The 23700-nt window shown below is 54.1% G+C and carries 21 protein-coding genes and 3 pseudogenes; 13 read left to right on the top strand and 11 right to left on the bottom strand.

What is annotated here, in order from left to right; all coding sequences use genetic code 11:
- The first annotated feature begins 68 nt into the window (after window positions 1-68).
- Complete coding sequence (locus NLX71_RS09815) at window positions 69-845, top strand: SDR family NAD(P)-dependent oxidoreductase (protein ID WP_254363418.1); 777 nt, start codon at window positions 69-71, stop codon at window positions 843-845.
- Window positions 846-1018: 173 nt separating this feature from the next.
- Here the strand turns inward: NLX71_RS09815 and NLX71_RS09810 are convergent, their stop codons facing one another.
- Complete coding sequence (locus NLX71_RS09810; RefSeq protein ID WP_254363417.1) at window positions 1019-1303, bottom strand: DUF2573 family protein; 285 nt, start codon at window positions 1301-1303, stop codon at window positions 1019-1021.
- Window positions 1304-1386: 83 nt separating this feature from the next.
- On the opposite strand from NLX71_RS09810, the gene NLX71_RS09805 reads away from it, so the two are divergent.
- The 3 genes from NLX71_RS09805 to NLX71_RS09795 all read left to right on the top strand — a co-directional run bounded on the left by NLX71_RS09805 (window position 1387) and on the right by NLX71_RS09795 (window position 4370).
- On the top strand, window positions 1387-2223 hold the full coding sequence (locus tag NLX71_RS09805; protein WP_254363416.1) for an alpha/beta hydrolase family protein: 837 nt from the start codon (window positions 1387-1389) through the stop codon (window positions 2221-2223).
- A 92-nt stretch (window positions 2224-2315) separates the two neighbouring features.
- The gene (locus NLX71_RS09800) at window positions 2316-3740 is read left to right on the top strand and encodes a DEAD/DEAH box helicase (RefSeq protein ID WP_254363415.1); all 1425 of its coding nucleotides are present in this window, start codon (window positions 2316-2318) and stop codon (window positions 3738-3740) included.
- 87 nt (window positions 3741-3827) lie between these two features.
- Window positions 3828-4370: a hypothetical protein gene (locus tag NLX71_RS09795; protein ID WP_254363414.1), complete on the top strand. Its 543-nt coding sequence runs from the start codon at window positions 3828-3830 to the stop codon at window positions 4368-4370.
- Window positions 4371-4421: 51 nt separating this feature from the next.
- Here NLX71_RS09795 and NLX71_RS09790 read toward each other — a convergent pair whose 3' ends face one another.
- Window positions 4422-4868 carry a MarR family winged helix-turn-helix transcriptional regulator gene (locus tag NLX71_RS09790; RefSeq protein ID WP_254363413.1) on the bottom strand — a complete coding sequence of 149 codons (447 nt, stop codon included), beginning with the start codon at window positions 4866-4868 and terminating at the stop codon, window positions 4422-4424.
- Between the two features lie 169 nt (window positions 4869-5037).
- The gene (locus NLX71_RS09785; protein ID WP_254363412.1) at window positions 5038-6651 is read right to left on the bottom strand and encodes an FAD-dependent oxidoreductase; all 1614 of its coding nucleotides are present in this window, start codon (window positions 6649-6651) and stop codon (window positions 5038-5040) included.
- Between the two features lie 337 nt (window positions 6652-6988).
- Here NLX71_RS09785 and NLX71_RS09780 point away from each other — a divergent pair, with 337 nt between their 5' ends.
- The 6 genes and pseudogenes from NLX71_RS09780 to NLX71_RS09755 form a co-directional block, all read left to right on the top strand.
- Complete coding sequence (locus tag NLX71_RS09780) at window positions 6989-8221, top strand: S-layer homology domain-containing protein (RefSeq protein ID WP_254363411.1); 1233 nt, start codon at window positions 6989-6991, stop codon at window positions 8219-8221.
- 193 nt (window positions 8222-8414) lie between these two features.
- Window positions 8415-10019, top strand: a complete 1605-nt coding sequence (locus NLX71_RS09775; RefSeq protein ID WP_254363466.1) for a sigma-54 interaction domain-containing protein — start codon at window positions 8415-8417, stop codon at window positions 10017-10019.
- Window positions 10020-10171: 152 nt separating this feature from the next.
- Window positions 10172-10369, top strand: coding sequence for a DUF3311 domain-containing protein (locus NLX71_RS09770; protein ID WP_254363410.1), 198 nt, complete (start codon window positions 10172-10174; stop codon window positions 10367-10369).
- Complete coding sequence (locus NLX71_RS09765; RefSeq protein WP_254363409.1) at window positions 10369-11847, top strand: sodium:solute symporter family protein; 1479 nt, start codon at window positions 10369-10371, stop codon at window positions 11845-11847. The genes NLX71_RS09770 and NLX71_RS09765 overlap by 1 nt, the downstream gene beginning before the upstream one ends.
- 31 nt (window positions 11848-11878) lie before the next feature.
- The gene (locus tag NLX71_RS09760; RefSeq protein ID WP_254363408.1) at window positions 11879-12976 is read left to right on the top strand and encodes a C45 family autoproteolytic acyltransferase/hydrolase; all 1098 of its coding nucleotides are present in this window, start codon (window positions 11879-11881) and stop codon (window positions 12974-12976) included.
- Window positions 12977-13074: 98 nt separating this feature from the next.
- Window positions 13075-13140: pseudogene (locus NLX71_RS09755) on the top strand (DDE-type integrase/transposase/recombinase); the annotation flags it as partial.
- A gap of 103 nt (window positions 13141-13243) precedes the next feature.
- Here the strand turns inward: NLX71_RS09755 and NLX71_RS27285 are convergent.
- Window positions 13244-13451 (bottom strand): annotated as a pseudogene (locus NLX71_RS27285) (hypothetical protein); the annotation flags it as partial.
- Window positions 13452-13543: 92 nt separating this feature from the next.
- Between NLX71_RS27285 and ilvA the strand changes: the two are divergent.
- Window positions 13544-14797: a threonine ammonia-lyase IlvA gene (gene ilvA, locus NLX71_RS09745; protein WP_254363407.1), complete on the top strand. Its 1254-nt coding sequence runs from the start codon at window positions 13544-13546 to the stop codon at window positions 14795-14797.
- A 61-nt stretch (window positions 14798-14858) separates the two neighbouring features.
- Here ilvA and NLX71_RS09740 read toward each other — a convergent pair whose 3' ends face one another.
- The 4 genes from NLX71_RS09740 to NLX71_RS09725 form a co-directional block, all read right to left on the bottom strand.
- Window positions 14859-16097 (bottom strand): cation:proton antiporter, encoded by a 1239-nt coding sequence (locus NLX71_RS09740; protein ID WP_254363406.1) that lies wholly within the window; start codon window positions 16095-16097, stop codon window positions 14859-14861.
- Window positions 16098-16100: 3 nt separating this feature from the next.
- Window positions 16101-16598, bottom strand: coding sequence for a cation:proton antiporter regulatory subunit (locus NLX71_RS09735; protein ID WP_254363405.1), 498 nt, complete (start codon window positions 16596-16598; stop codon window positions 16101-16103).
- A 55-nt stretch (window positions 16599-16653) separates the two neighbouring features.
- The gene (locus tag NLX71_RS09730; protein ID WP_254363404.1) at window positions 16654-17019 is read right to left on the bottom strand and encodes a hypothetical protein; all 366 of its coding nucleotides are present in this window, start codon (window positions 17017-17019) and stop codon (window positions 16654-16656) included.
- A gap of 136 nt (window positions 17020-17155) precedes the next feature.
- The gene (locus NLX71_RS09725) at window positions 17156-18463 is read right to left on the bottom strand and encodes an aminotransferase class I/II-fold pyridoxal phosphate-dependent enzyme (RefSeq protein WP_254363403.1); all 1308 of its coding nucleotides are present in this window, start codon (window positions 18461-18463) and stop codon (window positions 17156-17158) included.
- Between the two features lie 246 nt (window positions 18464-18709).
- On the opposite strand from NLX71_RS09725, the gene NLX71_RS09720 reads away from it, so the two are divergent.
- Together NLX71_RS09720 and kduI are read left to right on the top strand one after the other, a co-directional pair.
- Entirely contained in the window at window positions 18710-19474 is a 765-nt protein-coding gene (locus tag NLX71_RS09720) for a DeoR/GlpR family DNA-binding transcription regulator (RefSeq protein WP_254363402.1), read from the top strand.
- Between the two features lie 289 nt (window positions 19475-19763).
- The gene (gene kduI, locus NLX71_RS09715) at window positions 19764-20597 is read left to right on the top strand and encodes a 5-dehydro-4-deoxy-D-glucuronate isomerase (protein WP_254363465.1); all 834 of its coding nucleotides are present in this window, start codon (window positions 19764-19766) and stop codon (window positions 20595-20597) included.
- Window positions 20598-20686: 89 nt separating this feature from the next.
- Here kduI and fucI read toward each other — a convergent pair.
- The 3 genes and pseudogenes from fucI to NLX71_RS09700 form a co-directional block, all read right to left on the bottom strand.
- Window positions 20687-21207 (bottom strand): annotated as a pseudogene (gene fucI, locus NLX71_RS09710) (L-fucose isomerase); the annotation flags it as partial.
- A gap of 508 nt (window positions 21208-21715) precedes the next feature.
- A complete protein-coding gene (gene glsA, locus NLX71_RS09705) occupies window positions 21716-22660 on the bottom strand; it encodes a glutaminase A (protein ID WP_254363401.1) in 945 nt (314 codons plus the stop codon).
- 166 nt (window positions 22661-22826) lie between these two features.
- Window positions 22827-23447: a pyridoxamine 5'-phosphate oxidase family protein gene (locus NLX71_RS09700; RefSeq protein WP_254363400.1), complete on the bottom strand. Its 621-nt coding sequence runs from the start codon at window positions 23445-23447 to the stop codon at window positions 22827-22829.
- Between the last annotated feature and the right edge of the window lie 253 nt (window positions 23448-23700).

Raw genomic sequence — 23700 nt, 5'->3', positions numbered from 1 at the left:
TCTCCGGTTCCAATAATGCCGGGAGCGCTTCGCTTTTTTGTTCGATAGAAGACAGGGGGAACCGGAGGATGGATTTTCAGGGCAAAATCGCGGTAATCACGGGAGCGTCCAGCGGGATCGGCGCGCTGATGGCGCAGATGCTGGCGCAGCGCGGAGCCGTTCCTATATTGATGGCGCGATCAGAGAAAAAGCTGACGGAGGCGTCCGCTAACATACAGGGCAAGCACGGTGTCTATCGGCTCGACGTCACCTCGGCGGAGCAGGTAACGGCAACGATGGAGCGGGTGATCGCCGAATACGGCCGGATCGACATTCTAATCAACAATGCGGGCTACGGCGTGTTCGATTCGTTCGTGAATGCGCCCTTAAGCGAATTCGAGGGCATGATGGACGTCAATTACATGGGGACGATCCGCTGTACGAAAGCGGTGCTGCCTTCCATGCTGAAGCAGGGGAGCGGCCATATCGTCAATATCGCCTCCATGGCCGGGAAGATCGGATCGGCCAAGTCGAGCGGCTACTCCGCCACCAAGCATGCCGTACTCGGCTTGACCAACTGTCTGCGGCAAGAGCTTGTCGGCACCGGCGTTCGTCTGACCGCCGTCAACCCCGGGCCGATCGATACGCCGTTTTTTGACCGGGCCGACCCTTCGGGCAACTACGTAAAAAATATCCAATGGTTTATGCTGAAGCCGGAGCGCGTCGCTCAGTCGGTGCTGGAAGCCATCGTGCGGGGAACGCCCGAGGTGAATCTGCCGTTCATGGCGGCTGCGGGGGTGAAGCTGTATCAGATGTTTCCGCGGCTATTCGACCGCGTAGCCTATAAATTGCTCAACAAGAAATAGCCGCACGTCCGACCTGTAAAACGAAGGAATGCGGCGCCGCCTATTCGTTGTTTGTCCTGCAAGTCGATATTCCGCCTTCCTCTGTCAGCGAAAAATGAAGAAAAGAAGACCGAGGTCGATTGCTTTTCGGTCTTCGTGCAGGGTATGGTAAAGGTAGCATGGGTTCTCAGTGATCAGGCTTCTTGCTCCGGCTCCGCCTTCACTTCCGCCTGTTGATTGGCGGCCTTCAGCTTCTGATTCAGATCGCGGACCTCTTCGAACAGCTTGCGGACATCGGCTTTACCCTCGGGATGCTGCTGATTCCAATGGCTGGCGAGAGCCGGCATCGTTTTATGGATATGGTTGTAGATTGCCCAAGCTTTAATTTTTTCCACGGTTTCAGCGGAAGCGTCGCCGGTCAGCAGCTCAGTATATTTCTCGACCAGCCCTTCGAATTCGGCGGCAAAACGGGAATTCATTTGAAAATCCTCCTTTCCGGTCATAATACATCTTAGTGTAACGCCGGAACGATTTTGTGTCAAAAAATGGAGTGAACCGAGACATGCCTATACCTACCGATACAAACCTTCCGCCAAGTGGGTTATCCGGCGGCACGCTGGTCCGGAGGGAAAGTCTCCGCAGCCTGGCGAAGGGTATATCGCTTTACCGGCTGACATATATTAGCCAAGGACTTCAGGTTAAAGGTTATCTTGCCGTGCCTGATGCTACCATGCCCGTTCCGGGCTTAATTTACTGCCGGGGAGGCATCCGCAAGGTCGGAATGGTGCGCAAACGCCGCATTTTCTCGATGGCGCGGCGCGGGTATGCGGTATTTGCGCCGTTTTATCGAGGCAACGAAGGCGGCGAGGGACGGGAGGACTTCGGAGGGGAAGACCGTTTTGACGTGCATCACGCCATTACCCTTATGCAATCGCTGCCGGAGGTGCAGTCCGGACCGATTCCGCTGATCGGCTTCTCGCGCGGCGCATTGATGGCGCTGCTGGCGGCCAAAGAGTGCGAAGGCGCCGGTCCGGTCGTCGTCTGGGGCGGCGTAAGCGATCTGCTCGATACGTATGAAGAGCGGGTCGATCTGAGGCGGATGCTGAAGCGGGTCGTCGGCCATCCGCGCAAGCAGGCCGAAAGCTACGAGCGGCGGTCGCCCGTCTGCTGGGTCGATGCGATCCGCGTACCCGTTATGATCGTGCATGGTACGGCGGATGCGCAGGTCAGCGTGGAGCAGGCGCGCAAGTTGGGAGCGGCGCTGGAGCGGGCTGGGAAGGAGTACACGATGGAGCTGTACGACGGGCTTGGGCACCGCTTTCCGAAGGAGGACGATGAGTGTGCGCTTGATGCGGTATTCGGATGGATTGCAAGCAAGCGGGAGCGAGCGGAAGGTTAGGACCGGTAAGCCGGCCATCTCCCGCCGGGTAGGGGCAATCGCCCGCATATTCTGGTATACTAAGGAAACGCAAGGGAAGAAAGGATGATCGAATGAATACGGGGTTTGCAGCTTTACATATCGCTCCGCAGTATGTCAAGCGGCTGCAGGAGCTCGGTATCACGGAGCCGTCGGACATACAGTCCGAAGCGATACCGATCGCGCTTGAGGGAAAGGATGTTGTCGCGCAATCGCAGACCGGTACGGGGAAAACGCTGGCCTATGCGCTGCCGCTGCTGCAAAAAATAGACACGGGCACGAGAGAGGTACAAGCTCTTGTGCTGGTGCCGACACGGGAGCTCGGCATGCAGATCGTACAGACGCTGGAGCAACTTGTGAAAGATAGCGACATCCGCGTGCAGCAGTTGATCGGCGGCGCATCCATCGAGCGCCAGATCGACCGGTTGAAGCTCAAGCCGCAGATCGTGGTCGGGACGCCCGGCCGCGTGCAGGAACTGGTCAAGCTTCGCAAATTGAAGCTGCATGGAATCCGCACGGTCGTCGTCGACGAGGTCGATCAAGTGTTCGAGCTGGGGTCCATGCAGGATGTGGAGGCGCTGTTCAAAGGCATGCTGCGCGACCGGCAGCTGCTGTTTTTTTCCGCGACGTTCCCGCCGCCGCTGCAGGACGTCATCGACCGCTGGATGCGCGATCCGGCCTACGTCCGGGTAAATCCGGCGCAGCGCACCTCGGAAACGCTGGAGCACTTGTATTTCGTATGTCAGGAACGGGAGAAAATCGATACGCTGCGCCGGATTGTCCGGCTGTATAACCCGAAGGCCGCGATCGTGTTCGTCAATGAGACCGACGATATCGGGGAAGCGGTGGCGAAGCTGCAATACGTCGGCCTGTCGGTCGAAGGCTTGTACGGGGATTCCTTCAAGCAAGAGCGGGCCAAGGCGATGCAGGCGTTCCGCGCGGGCAAGTTCCAACTGCTGCTGGCGACCGATGTAGCTGCCAGAGGATTGGACCTGCCGCAAGTCACGCATGTGATCAACCTCGACCCGCCGATCGATGCGGACCATTACGTGCACCGCGTAGGGCGGACGGGGCGGATGGGCCGCAAAGGCACGGCCGTCTCGATCATTACTCCGCGGGAACAGTTCATTATCGATAAGTTCGCCAAAACGCTCGGTATCGAGATCAAGCGGCGGACGATGTTTCATGGCAAAATCGTCGATCCCGAGCAGGAGCGGACTATTCACCGGGAAGCGAAGAAGCTCGTGGAACGCCGGGTGCCGGACGAAGCGCCGTCGGGAAGGGAAAAGCCTGAAGCGCGTATTGCCCAGGCGGGAGCTCCGAAGCTTCCTCGTACGGAAGGCAAGAGCGTAAAGCCGGCACAGACCGGCACGGGCCGCATCCCGGCTCCGGCTGCCCCGGATAAACGCAAGGCGGACCGGGAGCGGGACCGCAAAAACAAAGGAGCGCCCCGCTGGCTCAAGGAAAAGCGCGATCCGTCGGGTAAACCGAAAAGGTAAAGAAGGAGCCGCCGATTCCGCCTATCAAACTCCGGGAGAGGACATTGGGCTCAGGTTAGGACCGGCTCCTTCTAAGGGGGAAGTCAGATGAAATCGCTCTTCAAAGGAATCGTCACGATCGTGATTCTGGTGGCGCTGCTGGCCGCCGGGGCATTATGGTACGCGCAGCCGCAAGCGGCGCTGGACTTGTCGTACAACGATCTTCCGGTGCGCGAAAAGCTCGCCGCTATGGTGACCAACCTCAAGCCGGAAGCGGTGTTGACGGAGCAGGAGGTAGGCGATTTGCTGAAAAAAGCGCTTGCCCGCAAGCCTGAGCTTCGTCCCGGCGTTAAGCTGACGGGAGCGAAATTTTTCCTGAAGGGAGAACGGCTCGCGGCTGACGTGACGCTGCTGCTTCAAGACCGCTGGAAGGTGGGCGCGCGGCTCAATTTCGACCTTGCCTGGAACGAGCCGTATTTGACGGCCGTCCATACCGGCACCGTCGTCCGGGATGTTACCGTACCGGGCGAATGGCTGAGTCTTGAGCCGATTCAGGTTGATCTGAACGGTTATATGCCGAAGCATGTGGCGATTCGGAACGTAGCATTTGAAGGGTCCACGGCACGCGTGACCTTCGGGCTGCGCTTATGATGGAAGCAAAAGGGACGGTTTCCTTCCTGGTCGAAGGTAACCGTCCGTTCTCTAGTCTCTATCTACAACCGTTCTATACTCGACCGCTTTGCGGAGCAGCCGGGTCAATTCAGCGGTTTCGCCCGGCTCCAGCCCTCGCCAGAACCACTCCACCAATTCCGCCGCTTTCTCGTCCAACTCGCCCAAAGCGCCCAGACCTTTCTGCGTGATTGTCACCATGACGACCCTTCGGTCCGTTTCGTTATACGCCCGTTCCGCATACCCGCCGGTCACCAGCTTATTGGCAAGGTTCGTCACGGCCGGCAGCGTGATTTGCAGCGTGTCTGCCAGCTCCGAACACCGCATCGTCCCGTTCGCCCGAAGGCTCTCCAGCAAATAGTACTGCTGAATCGGCAGCCCGTGCTTCAGCCGGCCTGTTATTTCGGAGATCCATCGGCGCATTGCCAGCCGGGTCCATTTTTCAATCTCTGTGGACGCATGAAGCCCCTGCTCCTGCATAACGGCTCCCCCTTTGAATTTTAGCTCTTAATAATTTTATTTATGAATAATTCGAAGTTTGAATTAAATTATTGTACTCCGTTTTACCCGATGTGTCAAAAGGCAAGGAATCATAAAACAAAGCCCTCCCGCAACCGGACGCATGATCCGGTGCAGGAGGGCTTGCTTGTTATTTCTTGCGCGTTTTCATATAAGATGGATATACGATCTCGCCGGTATCCAGCTTGGCGATTTCGTCGGCCGACCAGCCGGACAGCTTGTTGTTGCCGGTGACGCCGGTCAGCTTGATGCTATACTCCGAAGCCAGATACTGCTGAAGCTGCGGCATGTCGGCTTCTTTCAGCTCGCGAAGCTTCTTCTTGCCTTGAATTTGCCCCAGAATGACGCCGATCGATTCGGCTGCCAAGCTCGTATTCGGCTGAATACGCGCGCTGCCGTAAGCGATGGCGGAGGAACCGACGTTTTTGCCGGCCATAATGACGTTGTCGTAATTTTTGAGCAGGAAGCTGCGGAGCGGCATCCCGTATTTGTCCGGGCGGCCCATCTCGATGCCCCACATGTTGGCGCTGGTGCCCTGCAGATCAAGCGGGTAGCCGCCGATGCTCACGTTGTCCCAGAACATTTTCGCCCCGAGCATGTCCGAAGGCTTCAGTACGTAATCTGTCTCGTAGTGGTTGTATTCGCGGATGTACAGGTAGTTCGGGAACCCGTTCAGCTCTGCTTTCTCCCAGCCGGGCAAGCTTTTGCGGAAATGGTTCAGGATCAGCGGAATTTCCTTCTTCCCGAGCTCTAACGCATCGGCCACCGATTTGTCATCCGACGGATCGACCGTATAGATCAGGAAAGCATTGATAATCACTTCGCCATCCCGCTGGCTCACCGCATTCAGCCCGCGCAGAAACACGCGGTCGTTCGTCGGCTTGTACTTGCTCGTCATGCCCGAGAGGCTGATGGCGAAGCTGTTATCCACCGAGCCCCAGCCGAATTTGGCGCTGCGCTCTTCCTTCGGCATATTGTTGAAGCTCTGCTGGAATTTCGCCCAATCGACGTTTTTGAACTTCATCATCATGCCGGAGCTCATATACTCGATGTTATTTTGCCCGTAGAACTTCTCCAGTCCCGGCATCCGGGTCGCCTGAAGCTTGCTGACCATCGCGGCGTAATCGGTGTTCTCCACCCAGTAGGAGGCGTCGATCCGTTTCTTCTTGCCGTCCTTCGTCGTGTAGACGATGCCGTTTAACGCCTGCCCGCCGAATTGGCCGGGGTTTTGCTCGATGCTCTCGATCTTAATCCCTTGCTCGACGGGAATGTCCTTTTTCAGCTTGTCAAAATATTGCTCGAATTCTTTCAGCTTGCGGATTTTGCCGTTGCGGAAGCCGTCAAACAGCTCCTTTGCCCGGCCTTGGACCAGCAGCCGGCGTTGTTCGTCGCGGGTTTCGTCCAGGAACAGCATCTCTCCCTGCAGCACTTGGCCGCCGAACGCACTGCGCGGGTCCAATATTTTGACCTTCAATCCTTCGTCCGCCGCAGCGCGGGCCAGATAGAGCCCTTCCAGTTCGCTGCCGATGACGACGATATCCGTTTGCTCCGTCGGGAGGTCGGGGTCCGTCTTGGAGGCGGGTGTGTTTTTGCCGCCGTTCGAATCGTCTTTTCCTGCGGTTGCCGTTGGGGTCGGAGACGGCTTGGCCGTCGCGTCCCGCTGCAGGAACGCATAGACCCCAGCGAGGGCGACCAAGGCCACCAGAGCCAGAACAACCGTCAGCTTTTTGCCACTAAGTTTCATCTCTCTCTCCTTATCTTTCGTTTATGGTAGATTCCGGGACAGGGTCCGAAAACGAACAATCCCAGGTATCCAGTTAAGTTTAACATTTTTGGCAGGCGATCTAAAGTGACCCCCCTAAACAAATTCAGGGGGGCGAACGATGTAAGGGAAGTCAGGAACTCTTCGCGAAGGTTCTGAACCATCCTCTTTTCATACTTCATCACATATCGCACCCGGTTTGGTTGATCGACGGGCGACGGACTTCCTCCGCTATTTGAGCGCGGCGGGTCCTGTACTGTCCGTGCGTTCGTCGGGATGGGGACCGCGATACAACCCACTTGGCAAAGGAGAATGAATGATGAGCAAAGCATTCAAGAAGACCGTGATTTCCGGATTAACCCTGGCGATGGTGCTGGGCGGTTCGACCGCGGCTTTCGCCGACAGCAAAGGAAAAGGTCACGACAAGGATAAGGACCGTGACAACCGCGACACGATCGTAAAAAAAGTGGATTACGGCAAAGATGTTAATATTAACATTAAGCTGACGTTTGACGATCTGAAGGGCAAGGATGTGGAATGGGCGCAGCGGTACATCGCTTCTCTCGCTTCCAAGCGTGTATTCGAAGGCTACGAGGACGGCACGTTCCAGCCGCGCAAAACGATCTCCCGCATCGAGGCGATTACCGCTGCGGTCCGCTTGATGGGGCTGCGTGATCAAGCCGAGTCGGCCGATGCGAAAGCGGCTAACCTGAACTTCAAGGATGCGGACAAATTAAAGCAAAAATATCCGTGGGCGACCGGCTACGTTTCCGTCGCGCTGCAAAACGACTTGTTCGCCGAGACGGACGACATGATCCAGCCGGAGAAAGAAGCGGACCGCCTGTGGGCGACGACGCTGTTGGTCAAAGCGATGAAGCTGCAGAACGAAGCCAAAGCGAAAATGAACGCCAAGCTCCCGTTCCGCGATGCCGACAAAATTTCCGCCGGCTCCGTAGGCTACGTTGCCGTGGCGATCGAGAAAAACTTGATCGACGGGTACGAGGACAACACGTTCCGTCCGAACAAGCCGGTTTCCCGCGCCGAGCTTGCCGCGCTGCTGGATCGTACGGGCAGCCAGCTGCCGGACCGCGCATCGGTGAAAGGCACGGTAACTGGCGCGCTGAACAACAACCTGCTGCCGGTTAAATTGCAAAACAACGAAGCTCTGAACGTCGAGATGGATTCGAACGTATTCGTATTCCGCAACGGCTCCCGCGTAGCTCCCGGCGACCTGCGTACGGGCGATCAGGTGCTGATCCGCACGTACGGCGGCAAAGCGATCTACGTCGAAGTGTTGAACACGACGGGTGATCCGCAGCAGCAAACGGACTTCACGGTAACGGGAACGCTGAACAGCTACACGCTGAACTCCAAAGGCGGACTCGCGAACATTACGATTAACCAAAACGTGAACAACGGCGGTGTGCAAACGGCTGTTTACGGAGTCGCTCCTGAAGTGTACATTTCCGGCGATGTCAGCCAGCTGACCGCAGGACGCGCTTTGGAGCTGAGAGGCAAAAACCAACTCGTACACACCATCATCATTCGATAAAAGAAAGAAAGCTATTAAAAAAGGTTAGAGTTGCAACGGGAAACGGACCTTCTTCCAGGCACATGGGATGCCGGGGGAAGGTCCGTTTTTTTACATGAGCATTTTGCATAATTCCGTGATCAAGAACTAGACAGCAGAATCTAAGGGTCAATCAATGGTGCATTGTAGCATAAGGCGACTTTACTTGACTGACGTGCCATCGCTAGTGCAGCAGCAACACGATCGCATTCAGATATTGGCGAGTGGTCACCTTCCGGATTCCCCAGACGTGCATGGCGTCCGCTTCAAACTTCGCACCCAAAAGAGATCATTTGGCTTTTTTGACTTTCCTCCCGATTCCATGGACGTTCAGGGACAGACAGACTACAATAAAGGGAAGCTGAATCGGATAACAAGGGGGAACATACTGCTTGTGCAAAAAGACCTGGATAGTATCTTGGACCTGTTCTACGACGGGGTGATCATCACAGACCGAGACGGAACGATTGTGAAAGTAAACAAAGCATATCAGCGATTTGTAGGAAAAACAGCAAAAGAATTGATCGGGACCGATATTCGAAGCACGGCCGGGATCAAAACTTATTCTAATGAATCAAGCACCTTCAAGGTATTGAAGGAAAAACGGCCGGTAACGATCATGCAACGCGCTGTTAATGAAAACGGGTACAAGGAATTTATGACAACTGGCATGCCTATGTTTAATGACCAGAATGAAGTTGAGTTCGTGGTCAATTGTGTACGCGATATGACAGAATTAAACGAGTTAAAGCGGCATTTAAGTAAGATGGAACAAATAAATCAGAATTATCTGGAGGAAATCAAATCACTCAAGCAACAGCAGGCTAACGAAGGTGGGTTGGTTGTGCGCAGCAAAGTGATGCTGGATGTCAAGGATGCGGCCGCCAAGGTGGCTTCCGTTGATTCGCCAGTAATGCTTCGGGGCGAATCGGGGGTCGGCAAGGAGGTGATCGCCAAGTACATCCATCGAAATAGCAAGCGGGCAAAAGGCGCGTTTATCAAGGTAAACTGCGGTGCAATCCCTGCTTCCCTGATGGAAAGCGAGTTTTTTGGCTATGAGAGGGGGGCGTTCACCGGGGCAGGCAAGGAAGGAAAGCCGGGCTTTTTTGAACTGGCCGACAAAGGCACCCTGTTTTTGGACGAGATCGGCGATATGCCGCTTGAATTACAGGTGAAATTGCTGCGTGTGTTGGAGGAGCAGGAGTTTCGCAGGGTCGGGGGAGTGAAGATCATCCGCTCCGATGTTCGTATTATCGCTGCTACCAATCAGGAGCTAGAGGAAATGGTGAGTCAAAAAGTTTTCCGCAAAGATCTGTATTATCGGCTTCAGGTTTATCCCATCCTGATTCCGCCTTTGCGGGAGCGTAAAGAAGAGATACCGTTCTTTATTGAACATTTTTTGCAACGCTACCAGGAGAAGAATGCGATCCAGATTCAAATCACCCAGGAAGCCATTCAGATGCTTTGCCAGTATGATTGGCCCGGAAATATCAGGGAATTAATCAATGTGCTGGAACGGATGGCTATCTCTTGTCCAAACGGGGAGATTTTACCCGAGCATTTGCCGAGAGAGATATTTGGGATTCTGGGCAAAATCATTCCCAAATCATTTCAGGAAGAAGTGGAATTGTTTGAATTTCAGGGGATGAAACGTGCACTGGTCTTGCACAAGTCAACGCGAAAGGCAGCTCGAGCCTTGCAGATGAGCCAGCCTACCTTTGTGCGAAAATTGAAGCAGTATGATAAAAAATATAAAAGTGATCCAAATACGGATCATTGAAAGTAAAATTGAATTATTTATGGATCGTTTTTTACGTGAGCCAATGGTCCGACCGCATTACTTGTGGGATTTTCGCTATTGGCATTCTTTTTGCTTTATGAGATTTGCAAGAAAGGAGAAAAAACATCAAACAAAAAATGAGGAGGCAACTCATGAAACCGATTCATGCATTGGGACTGATACCTTTTATCGGTATGCTGGGCGGACTCCCTTTTGCCAACAAGGCCACTCCTTTGGTGTTAGGAATGCCGTTCTTACTCTTTTGGATCGTGCTTTGGGTCATTCTGACCTCGGCCGTGATGGCCATCGTCAATTTTATTGATCCTGCTGATCGGAAGGAGGACGTCTGATGAACAGCGCTTTGCTAATTATGTTTGCCTTTTTGATGGCGGCTATTTTTCTAGCCATTCGCTCGGGCTGGGGCAAAAAAATGAACCTGGAGCAATGGGCCGTTGGAGGGCGCGGTTTTGGAATCGTTTTCATTTTCCTTTTGCTTGCCGGAGAATTCTTTACGACATTCACATTCCTTGGCGGCAGCGGGATGATCTATCAGGTTGGCTCACCTGCTTATTACGTCCTTGCGTACATGACATTGGCCTATGTCTTTTCTTACTATTTGCTGCCTCCGATTTGGCGGTACGCCAAAGAACACAAGCTCATTTCGATCTCCGATTTTTTTCGCAGCAAATATGAGAGTGCGCCGCTGGGCATGCTGGTCTCCGTCGTCGGAATGGTCGCTTCCGTTCCGGTGGTAGTCTTGCAATTGAAAGGGCTTGGCATTATCGTATCGGAAACTTCTTACGGGATGATTTCACCTACGCTCGCCATGTGGATTGGGACCATCGCCGTTACTATCTATGTCATGATTTCCGGGATTCACGGCGCTGCTTGGACGGCGATTATCAAGGATATCACCATCGTAATGATCGTGGTATTTCTGGGATTATATTTACCCTATCACTACTATGGCGGAATTAAGCCGATGTTCGAAGCGGTTCAGGCGGCAAAACCGGCTCATTTGACACTGCCCGACAAGGGACAGAGCCTCAGTTGGGTCATTTCCACCGTTTTGTTGACAGCAGTCGGTTTTTACATGCAGCCTGGGCTTTTTGCCGCAGCGTTATCAGCCAAGAGCGAAAAAGTATTTCGCCGCAATACGATTATTATGCCGCTCTACACCTTGCTGCTTGTATTCGTCTTTTTGGTAGGCTATACGGCCATCCTGCAAGTTCCTGGATTAAAAGGGGCGGAAGGGGACTTGGCCTTGTTACGGCTTTCCATTCAAACATTTGACCCTTGGTTTATCGGGGTGATTGGCGGGGTCGGACTGTTAACCGCACTGGTGCCTACCTCCATCATCTTGCTAACGATTGGGACATTATTTGCGAAAAACGTCTACCAGCCTTTGGCCAAGTCAAGCAGCGAGGCGCACGTAGCCAAGGTGGCGAAACTAACCGTTCCGGTCGTTGGTCTCATTTCTCTTTACTTTGTCCTTAATGGAGGCAATGCCCTGTACGCATTATTGCTGATGTCGTTTAGTTTGATCACTCAGTTATTTCCGGCCCTCCTGTGGAGCTTGCTGCCGAACAACCCGGTCAACAAATATGGAGCTTCATGGGGAATATTATTCGGTGTGGCGACCGTTGCCTATTTGACGATTTCCAAGACGACGATTGGGACGCTATTTCCCGGTTTGCCGCAGGTAGTTAAGGATTTGAACACCGGGTTTATCGCGCTTTTCGTGAATCTACTGATCACTTTGCTAATCAGTGTGCTTACCCGCAAAAGCGTTGTCAAAGAAGAAACCGTATCATCCGCAAATTACTAGAACATTTATATGCCGTTGGAGGTTTAGCAACATGACATCGTTTCCGCATTACCGTGTGAGAGGGTCCGCATTTGAGCGAGGGAAACAACTCGGACAGCTGGCCAAACAGCAGATCATTCATAATATCGAAACGTACAAAGCTCTGTTTTTAGAGATGGCCCAAGTCCAATGGCAAGCGGCCCGTGCGTATGCCATCCAGTACATTCCCTGGATCGAACGCTATGACGCCGAGATTCTGGATGAAATCAAAGGGATCAGCGAGGGGGCGGAAGTAGATCTGATCGATCTGATCGTGCTCAATACCCGCAGTGAGATCATCACGAATCTGGCAGGAAGCAATGTGCCGTCGGACGGATGCACAAGTATGGCGGTCTTACCTGAGGCGACGAAAAATCAGGAGATGCTGCTCGGCCAAAACTGGGATTGGAACAACCGGGTCAAACCGGGGATGATCGTTCTCGAAATCAATCAAGCACCACGCCCGGCCATCCTGATGGTAACGGAAGCGGGAATCGTGGGGAAGATCGGCATGAACAGCGCAGGAATCGGCGTTTGCCTGAATTTCCTCGGAACATCGGAGAGAGAAATGGGTGTACCGATTCATATTGTACTCCGCGGGATTTTAAATAGTAAAACGCTTCCCCAAGCGGTGGGACAGGTTGCACGCCTAACGCGGGGCACCTCGGCCAATTACCTGATCGCGCACAAGGAAGGGGAAGCGCTGAATGTAGAAGCGGCGCCGACCAATTATGATGTTCTTTACCCCACTGAAGGCTATCTGGTTCATGCCAACCATTTTATCGGCCCGCGGATGGTAACAATTCACGATACGGCAAGAATCATATCGCCTGATACGCATCTGCGTCAGGGACGCGCCAACAAGCAATTGGCTAGTTATGGAAAGGAAATTGATACGGACGCTTTAAAACGAATTTTTCGTGATCATGGCGGGTATCCGGACGGCATTTGCAGGCATGGGGAAGTGCTGGCTCCCGACCTCGGCCGCCCGATGATCTCCAGTACCGTGTTTTCCATTATTATGAACATGTCTCAAGGTACATTTGAATTGGCTATAGGGCAACCCTGTGAGAATCCGTATGAGGTGTACGGGTTCGCTTCGAGGGAGTAACGGAAACATTCAGTTGCAGATCCCCCCGTTTTCCATCCGGCCTAATACGGTGTTAAACCGGGGGGATATTTCTGCAAGATCACCATGTCTGATGGTGAACTACTGATTCTTGGCGTGTTGATGAGACTTATATTAAGGTAAGAGGTCAATGGAAGTATCTATATTGAGCAGTGGATTCGAAAGGAGCTACGATCGATTTTGTCTTACGATCGCGTTCAGATATTGGCGAGTGGTCACCTTCCGTATTCCCCAGACGTGGATGGCGTCCGCTTCAAACTTCGCACCCCAGTTGGCATTTCCGGTCAACTCGCTTTTGCGTTTCGGTTGTTTTTTCGCTTAACGTCGCTACTGAAGGGGCTTCCCGTCTACAGTGTCCATCGGCTCCTCGGGGTGAGTTGCTTCTTAATTCCCTGGCATAAGGTCTTAAGTCAAGGGCGCTAAAGAAGATAGGCCATGAGAAAGGGGATGGACAGATGCGCCGAACGGTGTATAATTAGGAGAAATTGCGAGCAAGCCCGTACTACCGGGCGCGAGACTTATGTACACCGGGTTGGAGGAAAAGCGATTATGACCGCACAGCATATCAAACTAGAGGATATTCTCGTCGCCAGCCATCTGCTGAAGGACGTCGTACATCAGACCCCCTTGCAAAAAAATTTCATTTTATCCGAAAAATACGGCTGCAACGTGTTCTTGAAGCGGGAGGACTTGCAGGTGGTCCGCTCGTTCAAAATTCGCGGCGCCTATAATATGATCCGCAGTCTGCCGGAGGACAAGTTGCACAAAGGCGTTGTCTGCGCCAGCGCTGGCAACCATGCCCAAGGCGTGGCTTATTCCTGCAAAGCGCTGCAAATTCCGGGAAAAATTTTCATGCCGACGACAACGCCACGGCAAAAAATATCGCAAGTCAAGCTATTTGGAGGCCCGTTCGTCGATGTCGTGCTGACCGGGGACACCTTCGATGATTCGCTGCGGGAAGCGCTGGATTACGGGGAACGCGAAGGATTGTCGTTCGTTCACCCATTCGATCATCCGAAGGTCATTGCCGGGCAGGGTACCGTCGGTCTGGAGCTGATGAACGACATGCAGGGGCCGGTTGACTACGTATTCGCCGGGATCGGCGGCGGCGGACTCATTGCCGGCATGAGCACATATATCAAGGGCGTCAGCCCGACTACCCGGATCGTCGGCGTGGAAACGACCGGAGCGCCTTCGATGCGGCAATCGGTCGATTCGGGCGAGATCGTCACGCTCGGCGAGATCGACAAATTCGTCGACGGCACGGCGGTCAAGCGGGTCGGCGAGCTGACGTACGACATCTGCCGCGAGTTCCTCGACGATATCATCGTCGTGCCGGAAGGCAAAGTGTGCACGACGATTCTTGAGCTGTACAACGAGAACGCCATCGTGGCGGAGCCGGCGGGAGCGCTGTCGGTGGCGGCGCTGGAGTTTTACCGCGAGGAGATCGCCGGCAAAAATGTCGTGTGCGTCGTCAGCGGCGGCAACAACGACATCGACCGGATGCAGGAAATCAAGGAGCGGTCGCTCATCTACGAGGGCCTGAAGCATTACTTCATCGTCAATTTTCCGCAGCGCGCAGGCGCTTTGCGGGAGTTTCTCGAATACGTGCTCGGACCGACCGACGACATTACCCGGTTCGAATATACGAAGAAAACAAGCAAAGAAAACGGTCCTGCGCTTGTCGGCATCGAGCTCAAGCACAAGGACGATTACGGTCCGCTGATCGAACGGATGGAGCAGCGCGGGCTGCGGTTCAGCGAGATTAATAAGGACCCGAACTTGTTTAATTTGTTGATCTAAGCCAACATGAACAAGCCTGACGAAAAGGGAGCGATCCCTTCCGTCAGGCTTGTTTGCGTTGTCAGGCCGGATGGTTTTCCTGCGCCTTGGAGCGGTCCGGCGGCGCTGCCGTTTTGTCAAATTTAAACCAACGATTCAGCAAGCCGTACACGAGCTTCGATTCCTTCGTCAGCAGCGGTCCGAGAATCGCCAAAATCAACACGTACAGCGCGGCGAACGGCTGCAGGACGGTCATCAATCCGCCAGCTTTGCCGAGATTGGCCATAATGATGGAGAATTCTCCCCGAGAGACGATCGTCAACCCGATGTTGGACGACGCTTTCGGGGATAGCCCGGCGCTTCGCCCGGCCAGCATCCCTGCCACGTAATTGCCGATGAGGGTCAGCAGAACCGCTCCCAAGGAGAGCCAGACGGCGCCGCCGAGCGCGAGCGGATCGATAGTCAGGCCGAAGCTGAAGAAGAACAGCGCCCCGAAGAAATCCCGGAACGGAAGAATCAGCTTCTCGATCCGGTGCCTGTGCTCGGTCTCGGCCAATACCAACCCGACGAGCAGCGCGCCGATCGCTTCCGCGACATGAATCGTTTCGGAGAAGCCCGCAACGACCGTCAAAAATCCGAAGACGAACAGCAGAAACACTTCGTTGGACCGGATATTCAGGAAGCGGTTCAGCCAAGGCACCGCTTTGCGCCCGACGATCAGGAAGACGAGCATGAAGGCGAGCGAGATCAGCGCGGACAAGATAATGCCTCCTACCGATGTGGCTCCGCTTAACAGCAGTCCGGACAGAATGGAAATATAGACGGCCAGGAACACGTCTTCGAACATGATGATGCCCAGAATCATTTCCGTCTCGGCATTGGCCGTCCGCTTCAGATCGACGAGCACTTTGGCGACGATCGCGCTGGAGGAAATCGTCGTAATGCCGGCAATGACCAGCGTCTCGTACAGCGGAAATCCGGAGAGCCAGCCAAACAGCAGCCCGAGCGTGAAGTTGATCGCGATATAGATCGTGCCTCCGACCGCGATGGAGCGCCCGGACTTGATCAGCCGGCTGACCGAAAATTCAAGTCCGAGATAAAAGAGCAGGAACAGCACCCCGAGACGGCCCATAAATTCGATCAGCGGAGCGCTGTCGATGAAGCGGAAATCGAATGCCCCGAACTTCGGCGCATGGGGGCCGACCGCCATCCCGATCAAAATGTAAAACGGAACGACGGAAAATCGCAGCTTCGTGGAAAGCCAGCCCGCAGAGGCAATGAGACAAATCGCCAGCCCAATCTCTAGAACGATGTGCTTCATAGGCTACAGGCTCCCTTGCTGAAGGAGTTCCTTCAGCGCCTTCAATTGCTTGCGTTCTCCCGCGACGACGAGCGTCGATTCCGCATGAAGCACGTACTCTGGGCCCGGATTGATGCAGTGCGTATGGTTTTTCTCGGCGACGGCGATAATCGTCGCTCCCGTTTGCTGGCGGACGTTCAGCCCGCCGATCGTCTGCCCGACGCTGCCTGCGCCGGCGTCGATCTTGAACCATTCCACGACCAAGGCGTCCAGCGCCACTTCCATCGTTTCGAGCGATTTGGGCCGATAGCTCATCCCGCCGATAATCCCGGCCATCATTCTCGCTTCGTCGTCATCCAGCGTTACCGTGGAGATGGTCTCATCCGGATCGTCCGGATCAAAATGGTACAGTTCTCTTCTTCCGTCGTCGTGGATGACCACGACCAATTTATCGCCTCCGCGTGTGTGCAGTTGAAATTTTCGTCCGATTCCCGGAAGATCGGACTCTCGGATGTCTGTCATGGAATCTCCTCCCAAGTTTTGGATTGCGGGTCCGGCTGCCGGAGCCCGTAAACGATCAAACTTGGGGAGCGAGGTACGTATTCACCGTAAATTTTAAGGGCATCAAGAGCTGCTGCTTGAGCAGGAGGAAGATGGAACGGTCTGAGCGCCGCTCCAAGATGAAGGCAGGTATGGGAAAGCGGATTGCTTTCGAACAGAGATACGGCATGCCTGAAACAGGCGTGTGCATGTCGTTGTCCGTCTGCTGACGGGATCTGGTGGAGACAGCGCGGGAGGCGCCCGATCGGCCCATCGTCATCGAGCGCGTGAGCGGCGGATTTTCCGCTTCGGCAATCGGGATGAACCAGGAGAATGTGAGGAACAGACCGGTAAGCAGTACAAAAAGAACATGAAGAGGGTGCTTATGTCGGCGTGCTGTCATCCACATTCCTCCTTTCGGATAAAGCCTCACTTAACCGAGGTGTTAACGTAGGTTTATTGTAGCATTCATTTTCGGTCGATTGCAAATGCAAAAAAAGCCGAAGGCTCTTGCGAACCTCGGCTTTTACGGATTTCGTTTATTTCGCGGCGACATTTTGGAGATCCAGAACGCCTTGGTAGATCGTTTCGAACAGCTCGTCGATATTCGCTTCCTCGATGCAGGAGAAGGCGACGCGGAGATCGGTTTCGCCGAGGGCGATCGTCCCGACGCCGTATTTATCGAGCAGGTGCAAGCGCAGCGTTTCGGCGTCGACCGTCTTCAGCTTCAGGCACATAAAGTAGCCGGAGTTGAACGGGTAGTAGTCCCATACCTGATCGAATTTCCCGGTATCGAGTAGCGCTTTGACGCGGTTGGCGCGGGCTTTCATAATGTCGAACTTCTCCTGCTTCTGGGCTTTGAAGTCCGGCGATTGCAGCGCATGCAGCACGAACGTCTGCGACGGATGCGGGCCGCTGGAAATCGTCGCGCGGATAATGCCCATCGTTTTTTGCTCCAGAGCCGCCAGCGTCGCATCGCTTTGTCCGACGTACGTAATAAAGCCGACGCGGAAGCCCCACACGTATTCTTCCTTCGTCGCGCCGTCGATCTTGACCGACAGCACGCGCGGATGAAGCTCCGCCAATTGGCCGGCAAGCGACTCATGCAGCGATTCTTCGAAGAACAGGCCGAAGTAAGCGTCGTCCGTGACGGCCACGACGTTGATGCCGGCTTCCGCCGCTTCCTTAATTGCCGCTACGATGGCGAGTCCTTCTTCGGGACCCGGCGTGTAGCCAGTCGGGTTGTTAGGGAAGTTCAGCACGACGATGGCTTTGCCTTTGCCCTTTTGCGCAAGCAGGGCGTCGCGGAGCGCTGCCGCGTTGAACTGACGGTCTTCCGTGTAAAGCGGGTAGTATACGATCTCCGCGCCGCGGCGAATGCCGAAGGTCAGCTCGTAGTTTTCCCAGTTTTTATCCGGAATGATGACGGCGTCTCCGGGACCGGCGAACAAATCCGCCACGATGCTCAGTCCGTGGGTAAGCGCGTTCGTCACGATCGGATTGCCGAGGTTTTTGCCTTGTAGGGACGGATTTTCCTCGATCATCTTGCTGCTCCATGCGGTGCGAAGCTCCGGCTTGCCCGCCGGCGGGGCATATTCGTAAATGTCCTTCGGATTGTAAGCGGACAATGTATCTTGGATGACTTTCAGATGCATCGGCTGACCGTTCTCCAGCGCCGTGCCGATGGTGGCGTTGAACTTCTTGGCCTTTGCCTTCGCTTCGGCGGATTGGCTCAGGATGCCGACCTTCGGAAAATAAATTTGTTTGCCGAGCTCGGACAGCATCTCGTAAACGTGCGGGCTTTCCTTTTGAATAGCTTCATTTAAACTTTGGGCAAGAGGGTTCATGACGGTCCATCCTTCCATGTTCTTCATTGCTTACATCAGACCATATTATAACACTTTTCGTACGGCAGCGTCACGGAGTTTCGGATTTGACGGCAGAGACCGCCTGCAAAGGGAGGGGAATGGGCATACGGGTGAATTTGCCGGGGATGCTTGGTTTTCCCGAGGAAGCTGTGATACCATAGGGGCAGCAAAAATAGGGGTGCGGATTGGCGTGAGGAGCAACGATCCGCAGAGCGGGGGACAAGGATGACGGCCATCATACGATACGAGAAAATTATGGAGCTGCTTATGGCGCACCGCGAGGTGTCCGTTGCGGATTTGGCGGGCAAGCTCGGGGTGACGGGCAAGACGATCCGGCAGGATCTCGAGAAGCTGGAAAACAAAGGACTGCTGCACCGGACTCACGGCGGCGCCGTGCTGGCCAACGAAGGCTACTCCGGCCTGTTGGCCGGGCTCGCGCCGAATCCGAAGCATCCGGACGAGAAGCGGGAGGCGGCGGAGTGGGCGCTGCGGTTCGTCGAGCCGAACGACATTATCGCGCTCGACAGCGGCAGCACGACGCTGGAGATGGCCAAGCTGCTCGACAATGCGCCGCTGACGGTCATCACGAACGATCTGCATATCATCAGCGAGCTGATCAAGAAGGACCGCGTAAGGCTGGTCGTCCCCGGCGGCTTCCGCAGCCGGAATATGCTGGTCAGCGAAGAAGCCGCGAAATTTCTCGGCAGGCTGAACGTGCAGAAGGCGTTCTTGTCCACGACCGGGATTCATCCGGAGTATGGATTTACGATCTTTACCCATTCCCACGTCGGTCAAAAACGGGCGATGATCGATTCCGCGAAGCAGGTGTTTTGCGTGGCGGACCACAGCAAGTTCGACAAGTGCGCCCTGATCACCTTCGCGAAGCTATCCGAAATCGGCGTGATCGTGACCGATCCGTATTTGCCGGAGGAGACGGCACGCAGCTACGAAGCGGCAGGCACGCGAATCGAGCGGAACCGGCGGAGCTGAGCCGGAAGGTAGCGTTGGAGCGGAATGCTCTCAGATGCGGCCTGACTATCCGTCGAGCCGCAGCGAGCGCCGCATGGGGACGCTTGCGATCCGGAAGCCTGCGCATCCGGCTGGCAAATACGCTGAAAAGGGCGGAGGCGGCGAACGATCATGCTCGTTACTCGCGGTTGCGCTTTTATATGTCCTTTTAGGTTCATATTGGTTCGAAAATAATTAATTTGAACTTAAACGAACGTATGGTTTATAATAGCAGTGACTATGTAAATACGGGAGGAATTATACGATGGCTATGGAAATTCGTTATGCGACCAATCCGACGGAAACGAAAACGTACGATACGGAACGTTTGCGCCAACAATATTTGATCGAAGGCTTGTTCGTGCCGGGCAAGCTGAATCTGGTGTACAGCCACGTGGACCGCTTCATTACGGGTGGCGCCGTACCGACGACGGAGCCGGTTCTGCTCGAAGCGGATAAGCACGACATGGGGGCGGACTATTTCCTTGATCGCCGCGAAATCGGGATTATTAACGTAGGCGCCCAAGGCATCGTCACGGTCGACGGCACCGATTACGTGCTGGAGAACAAAGACGGCCTGTACGTCGGCCTCGGCAACAAGCAAGTCGCGTTCAAGAGCGCGGACGCCGCGAATCCGGCGCGCTTCTACCTGAGCTCGACCCCGGCGCACAAAAATTACCCGACGCAAAAGGTGGCGATCAGCGAGGCGGAGCCGCAGCATCTTGGTTCGATCACCAACTCCAACGAGCGCACGATCTACAAATATATTCACTTGAACGGCATTCAAAGCTGCCAGCTCGTGATGGGTATGACACTGTTGAAACCGGGCAACATGTGGAACACGATGCCTTGCCATACGCATAACCGCCGCTCGGAAGTGTACTTCTACTTCGATATGCCGGAAGACGGCGTCGTTTTCCATCTGATGGGCGAGCCGACGGAAACCCGTCACGTGGTTGTCCGCAACGAGCAGGCGATCATCAGCCCGAGTTGGTCGATCCACAGCGGCGTAGGCACGAGCAATTATACGTTCATTTGGGCGATGGCCGGTGAAAACCAAGAGTTCTCTGACATGGACGCGGTCGCCATGAAAGATTTGAAATAAGGCACTGGGAAGTGAAAAGCACAGCTTCATTGACGCGCGATCCTTACGGGGACGGCTCAAGAGGCTGTGCTTTTTCGTTTGTACAAATTCTATTTATAAAGCGGTCCAAAATTGGAGCATGCGCGATAGTCAGCGCCTTCGGTTTGCGCTGTTCCGAACAGTCCCCACGCACGCGGGAGGAAAATGCGCTCTTCAGCAACATTATGCATGTTTACAGGAATGCGCAGCATGGATGCTGCGTAATTAAGTCTGCGCCAATATGTCCATAGCTAATCGCTCCGTGATTCGCTCCCCAATTATCCATAACATCGTAAACGGAACGGAACGCTCCTTCGCCGGTTACAATCGGCGCAAACCAAGTTGTCGGCCAAGTAGGGTCCGTACGATGATCAAGCGCTTCATGCACTTCTTCCGGCAGGTCAACCGAATAGCCTTCGGCAATCTGGAGAACAGGGCCGATACCCTTCACAAGATTGAGGCGCGACATCGTCATCGGCATGCCGCCTTTGGTCAAATAATCGGAGGAATAGCCGCCGCCGCGGAAATAACCCATGTTAGCCGGACGCCATGATGTCGCAGCCAGGCAGCGATTTGCTTCTTCTTCGGAAATTTAATTTGGTTGGGGATGTTGCTTTTCAGCAAATAGAGCACGGGAAGGCGTTATTTGATTTTTTTTCGATGCCGGGACTGCAATTCGACATGGATAAAGCACGGGAAGTTTCTTTAATTTGAGGAGAAAGAGAACATACGTTTGATAGAAATGGCCTGTTGAGGGTTTCTCAATAGGCTGAAGGTATAGATTCTATGTTCTATACCTTTTTTAAAAATCTCCTTTTTTTCTACGATAGCAAGACTGATAGCGGTATTCTCCTAGAATTGTGGATTTAGTAAGCAATGGTTGTCTTTCAGATGAGCCCTCGCTCGCGGCGACAGCGTCTCCGGATGATGGCACGCGCAATTAGGTTTTCTTCTCGAATACGGAAAGGTGCCGGACGCTCCACAGGTCATTGCTTCCTTGTATGTATTTCTTGATCTAACTCCAGTCCTCGGGACTGACGGCTACCTTCAAACTTCCAGTTTCGTTCTTTGAAAATTAAATTTGGGACTGTCCGCTCCAGCTAAAACATGCTCCAGTCGAACGCTTCCGACATCGTCTGCAGCAGGTGGACGCCTGCGATGCTGTTGCCCTTATCGTTCAGCGCCGGGCCGACGACGCCGATGCCGTACCGTCCCGGCACGAGGGCGAGAATGCCGCCAGAGACGCCGCTTTTGGCCGGAAGCCCGACGCGGATGGCGAACTCGCCGGAGGCGTTGTACATGCCGCAGCTGACCATGAACGTCTTGGCGATCTGCACATAGCGCCGCGGCACCAGCTCCCGTCCCGTCAAGGGATCGGTTCCGTTCATCGCCAGAACGAGCGCCATGCGCGCCACATGGCGGCAGGTCACTTCCACCGAGCAGTGCTTGAAATAAACATCCAGCACCGGCTCTACCTCTTCGTCCAGCACTTCGTTATCTTTGAGGAAGTAGGCAAGAGACCGGTTCCGGTGTGCGGTAGCGGCTTCGGAGCGGTACACGGCTTCACTGAAGGTCAGCGTTGGGTCGCCCGCGAGCTCGCGGAAGAAGGAGAGGATTCGCTCCGTTTTTTCCACGGGGGTAGCGCCCCGGATCAATGACGAGATGGCGATGGCTCCCGCGTTGATCAGCGGGTTGAACGGGATGCCGGGCTCAACCAGCTCCAGCTTCAGCATGGAGTTGAAGTCGTCGCCGGTCGGCTCCATGCCGACCTTGCGGAAAACGCCTTCTTCGCCTTGATCCATCAAGGCAAGCAGCAGCGTGAACACTTTGGAGATGCTTTGCAGGGTGAAGGACAATCGGCTGTCGCCTGCCGTTACTTCGCGACCTGCGGCGTCGAGCAGCGCGATTCCCAAGGCGTCGCCCGGAGCATGCGCCAATTCGGGGATGTAGGAGGCGGGCTGGCCGTGCCGGGATTCCTTGCGGCTCGTTTCGAGCCAGGCGGGAAGCCGCTCGGCCAGCCGGTTCAGTTCGGTTTCGGATGTCATCGTTTGCGGGAGCCTCCTCGGGGTCCAAAAGTGCGATTTACCTTTAGCATACCGCTTTTGCGTCGGGATGAAAAGACGGGTATTTTTCAGGTAATCGTCAGGTACGGGATGCCCCCGCAAGCTTGCCATCCTTATTAACTCTATAATCCAGCAGTTTTCGTGTCACCTACTCTTTTTTATGCATGGGACAGTACTTTTTCATAAATTCAATAGCTGCTTCGTCTTCAGCTCTTCCTCTTTCATTAAGCCCCTCAATAACTTTATCGCGACGTTCCCCCTTTAGGTTTTGCCCAAATTTAAATTTCGCAGTTATTTCTTCAACAGAGATTCTTACTACTGAAACCGCCTTTAATTCTCCTTGATATTTTGGATCTTCCGGAGTAATAGGAGCATAGCCCCCTTCAGGTTGAAGTTTTTCCATTAGGCCGCTTAGTGCAACGGATTTTTCATGTAAATCCTTAACAGGCTCAGCGATTCCTCGAATATGAACGGATTTATAAAAAGCTGATGCGGGACAAGCTTGCCGAGCGTCTGTGAAATAAGATGGGATAATAGCAAACTCTTTAGCAACCGCGAAACTTACTTTTTGTGAAGCCAATATCTCATCCATTTTTGCACCTTTCTTTGAACCATGGATGTAAATGCTCCCATTCTGATACGTGTAATTTAGAGGAGTAATATGTGGCCACCCGTCCTTGTCTAAGGTTCCCAGATAACCGAAGGACATCTCATTTAAAAAATGATCAATTTCCTGTTGCTCTTGAATAGAAAATTCAGCTCTTCTCATTTATAAGCCCCTCCCCAAATTTTTTTAATCATTGTTCATTCCTGCAAACAGCGGCGCCAGCGCCTTGATATCGCCGTGCTCGGCTTGACGAACGGTCAAGGAATGCGAAGGGTTCATCGTATCGTGCTCTCCTTTCGGATAGTTGCCGCCGCAGGTGCAAGCGGCTCCTAAATATTCGACATCGTACCTCGATTATTGACAATGGAAAAGAGCCAATTGAGTGGTTTTTTATAAGACCATTTTAAATTGTTCT

The organism is Paenibacillus sp. MZ04-78.2 (assembly GCF_024213375.1).
Lineage (GTDB): Bacteria > Bacillota > Bacilli > Paenibacillales > NBRC-103111 > Paenibacillus_G.
This window is presented reverse-complemented; position numbering and strand designations above follow the sequence as displayed.

Bases quoted from the DNA above. Each gene is read 5' to 3' on its own strand.
- NLX71_RS09730 (WP_254363404.1), bottom strand. From the start codon at position 17,019: ATGACAGCACGCCGACATAAGCACCCTCTTCATGTTCTTTTTGTACTG.
- kduI (WP_254363465.1), top strand. From the start codon at position 19,764: ATGGAAATTCGTTATGCGACCAATCCGACGGAAACGAAAACGTACGAT.
- NLX71_RS09720 (WP_254363402.1), top strand. From the start codon at position 18,710: ATGACGGCCATCATACGATACGAGAAAATTATGGAGCTGCTTATGGCG.
- NLX71_RS09725 (WP_254363403.1), bottom strand. From the start codon at position 18,463: ATGAACCCTCTTGCCCAAAGTTTAAATGAAGCTATTCAAAAGGAAAGC.
- NLX71_RS09740 (WP_254363406.1), bottom strand. From the start codon at position 16,097: ATGAAGCACATCGTTCTAGAGATTGGGCTGGCGATTTGTCTCATTGCC.
- glsA (WP_254363401.1), bottom strand. From the start codon at position 22,660: ATGACATCCGAAACCGAACTGAACCGGCTGGCCGAGCGGCTTCCCGCC.
- NLX71_RS09790 (WP_254363413.1), bottom strand. From the start codon at position 4,868: ATGCAGGAGCAGGGGCTTCATGCGTCCACAGAGATTGAAAAATGGACC.
- NLX71_RS09800 (WP_254363415.1), top strand. From the start codon at position 2,316: ATGAATACGGGGTTTGCAGCTTTACATATCGCTCCGCAGTATGTCAAG.
- NLX71_RS09795 (WP_254363414.1), top strand. From the start codon at position 3,828: ATGAAATCGCTCTTCAAAGGAATCGTCACGATCGTGATTCTGGTGGCG.
- NLX71_RS09815 (WP_254363418.1), top strand. From the start codon at position 69: ATGGATTTTCAGGGCAAAATCGCGGTAATCACGGGAGCGTCCAGCGGG.
- ilvA (WP_254363407.1), top strand. From the start codon at position 13,544: ATGACCGCACAGCATATCAAACTAGAGGATATTCTCGTCGCCAGCCAT.
- NLX71_RS09765 (WP_254363409.1), top strand. From the start codon at position 10,369: ATGAACAGCGCTTTGCTAATTATGTTTGCCTTTTTGATGGCGGCTATT.
- NLX71_RS09785 (WP_254363412.1), bottom strand. From the start codon at position 6,651: ATGAAACTTAGTGGCAAAAAGCTGACGGTTGTTCTGGCTCTGGTGGCC.
- NLX71_RS09770 (WP_254363410.1), top strand. From the start codon at position 10,172: ATGAAACCGATTCATGCATTGGGACTGATACCTTTTATCGGTATGCTG.
- NLX71_RS09760 (WP_254363408.1), top strand. From the start codon at position 11,879: ATGACATCGTTTCCGCATTACCGTGTGAGAGGGTCCGCATTTGAGCGA.
- NLX71_RS09780 (WP_254363411.1), top strand. From the start codon at position 6,989: ATGAGCAAAGCATTCAAGAAGACCGTGATTTCCGGATTAACCCTGGCG.
- NLX71_RS09735 (WP_254363405.1), bottom strand. From the start codon at position 16,598: ATGACAGACATCCGAGAGTCCGATCTTCCGGGAATCGGACGAAAATTT.
- NLX71_RS09810 (WP_254363417.1), bottom strand. From the start codon at position 1,303: ATGAATTCCCGTTTTGCCGCCGAATTCGAAGGGCTGGTCGAGAAATAT.
- NLX71_RS09805 (WP_254363416.1), top strand. From the start codon at position 1,387: ATGCCTATACCTACCGATACAAACCTTCCGCCAAGTGGGTTATCCGGC.
- NLX71_RS09700 (WP_254363400.1), bottom strand. From the start codon at position 23,447: ATGAGAAGAGCTGAATTTTCTATTCAAGAGCAACAGGAAATTGATCAT.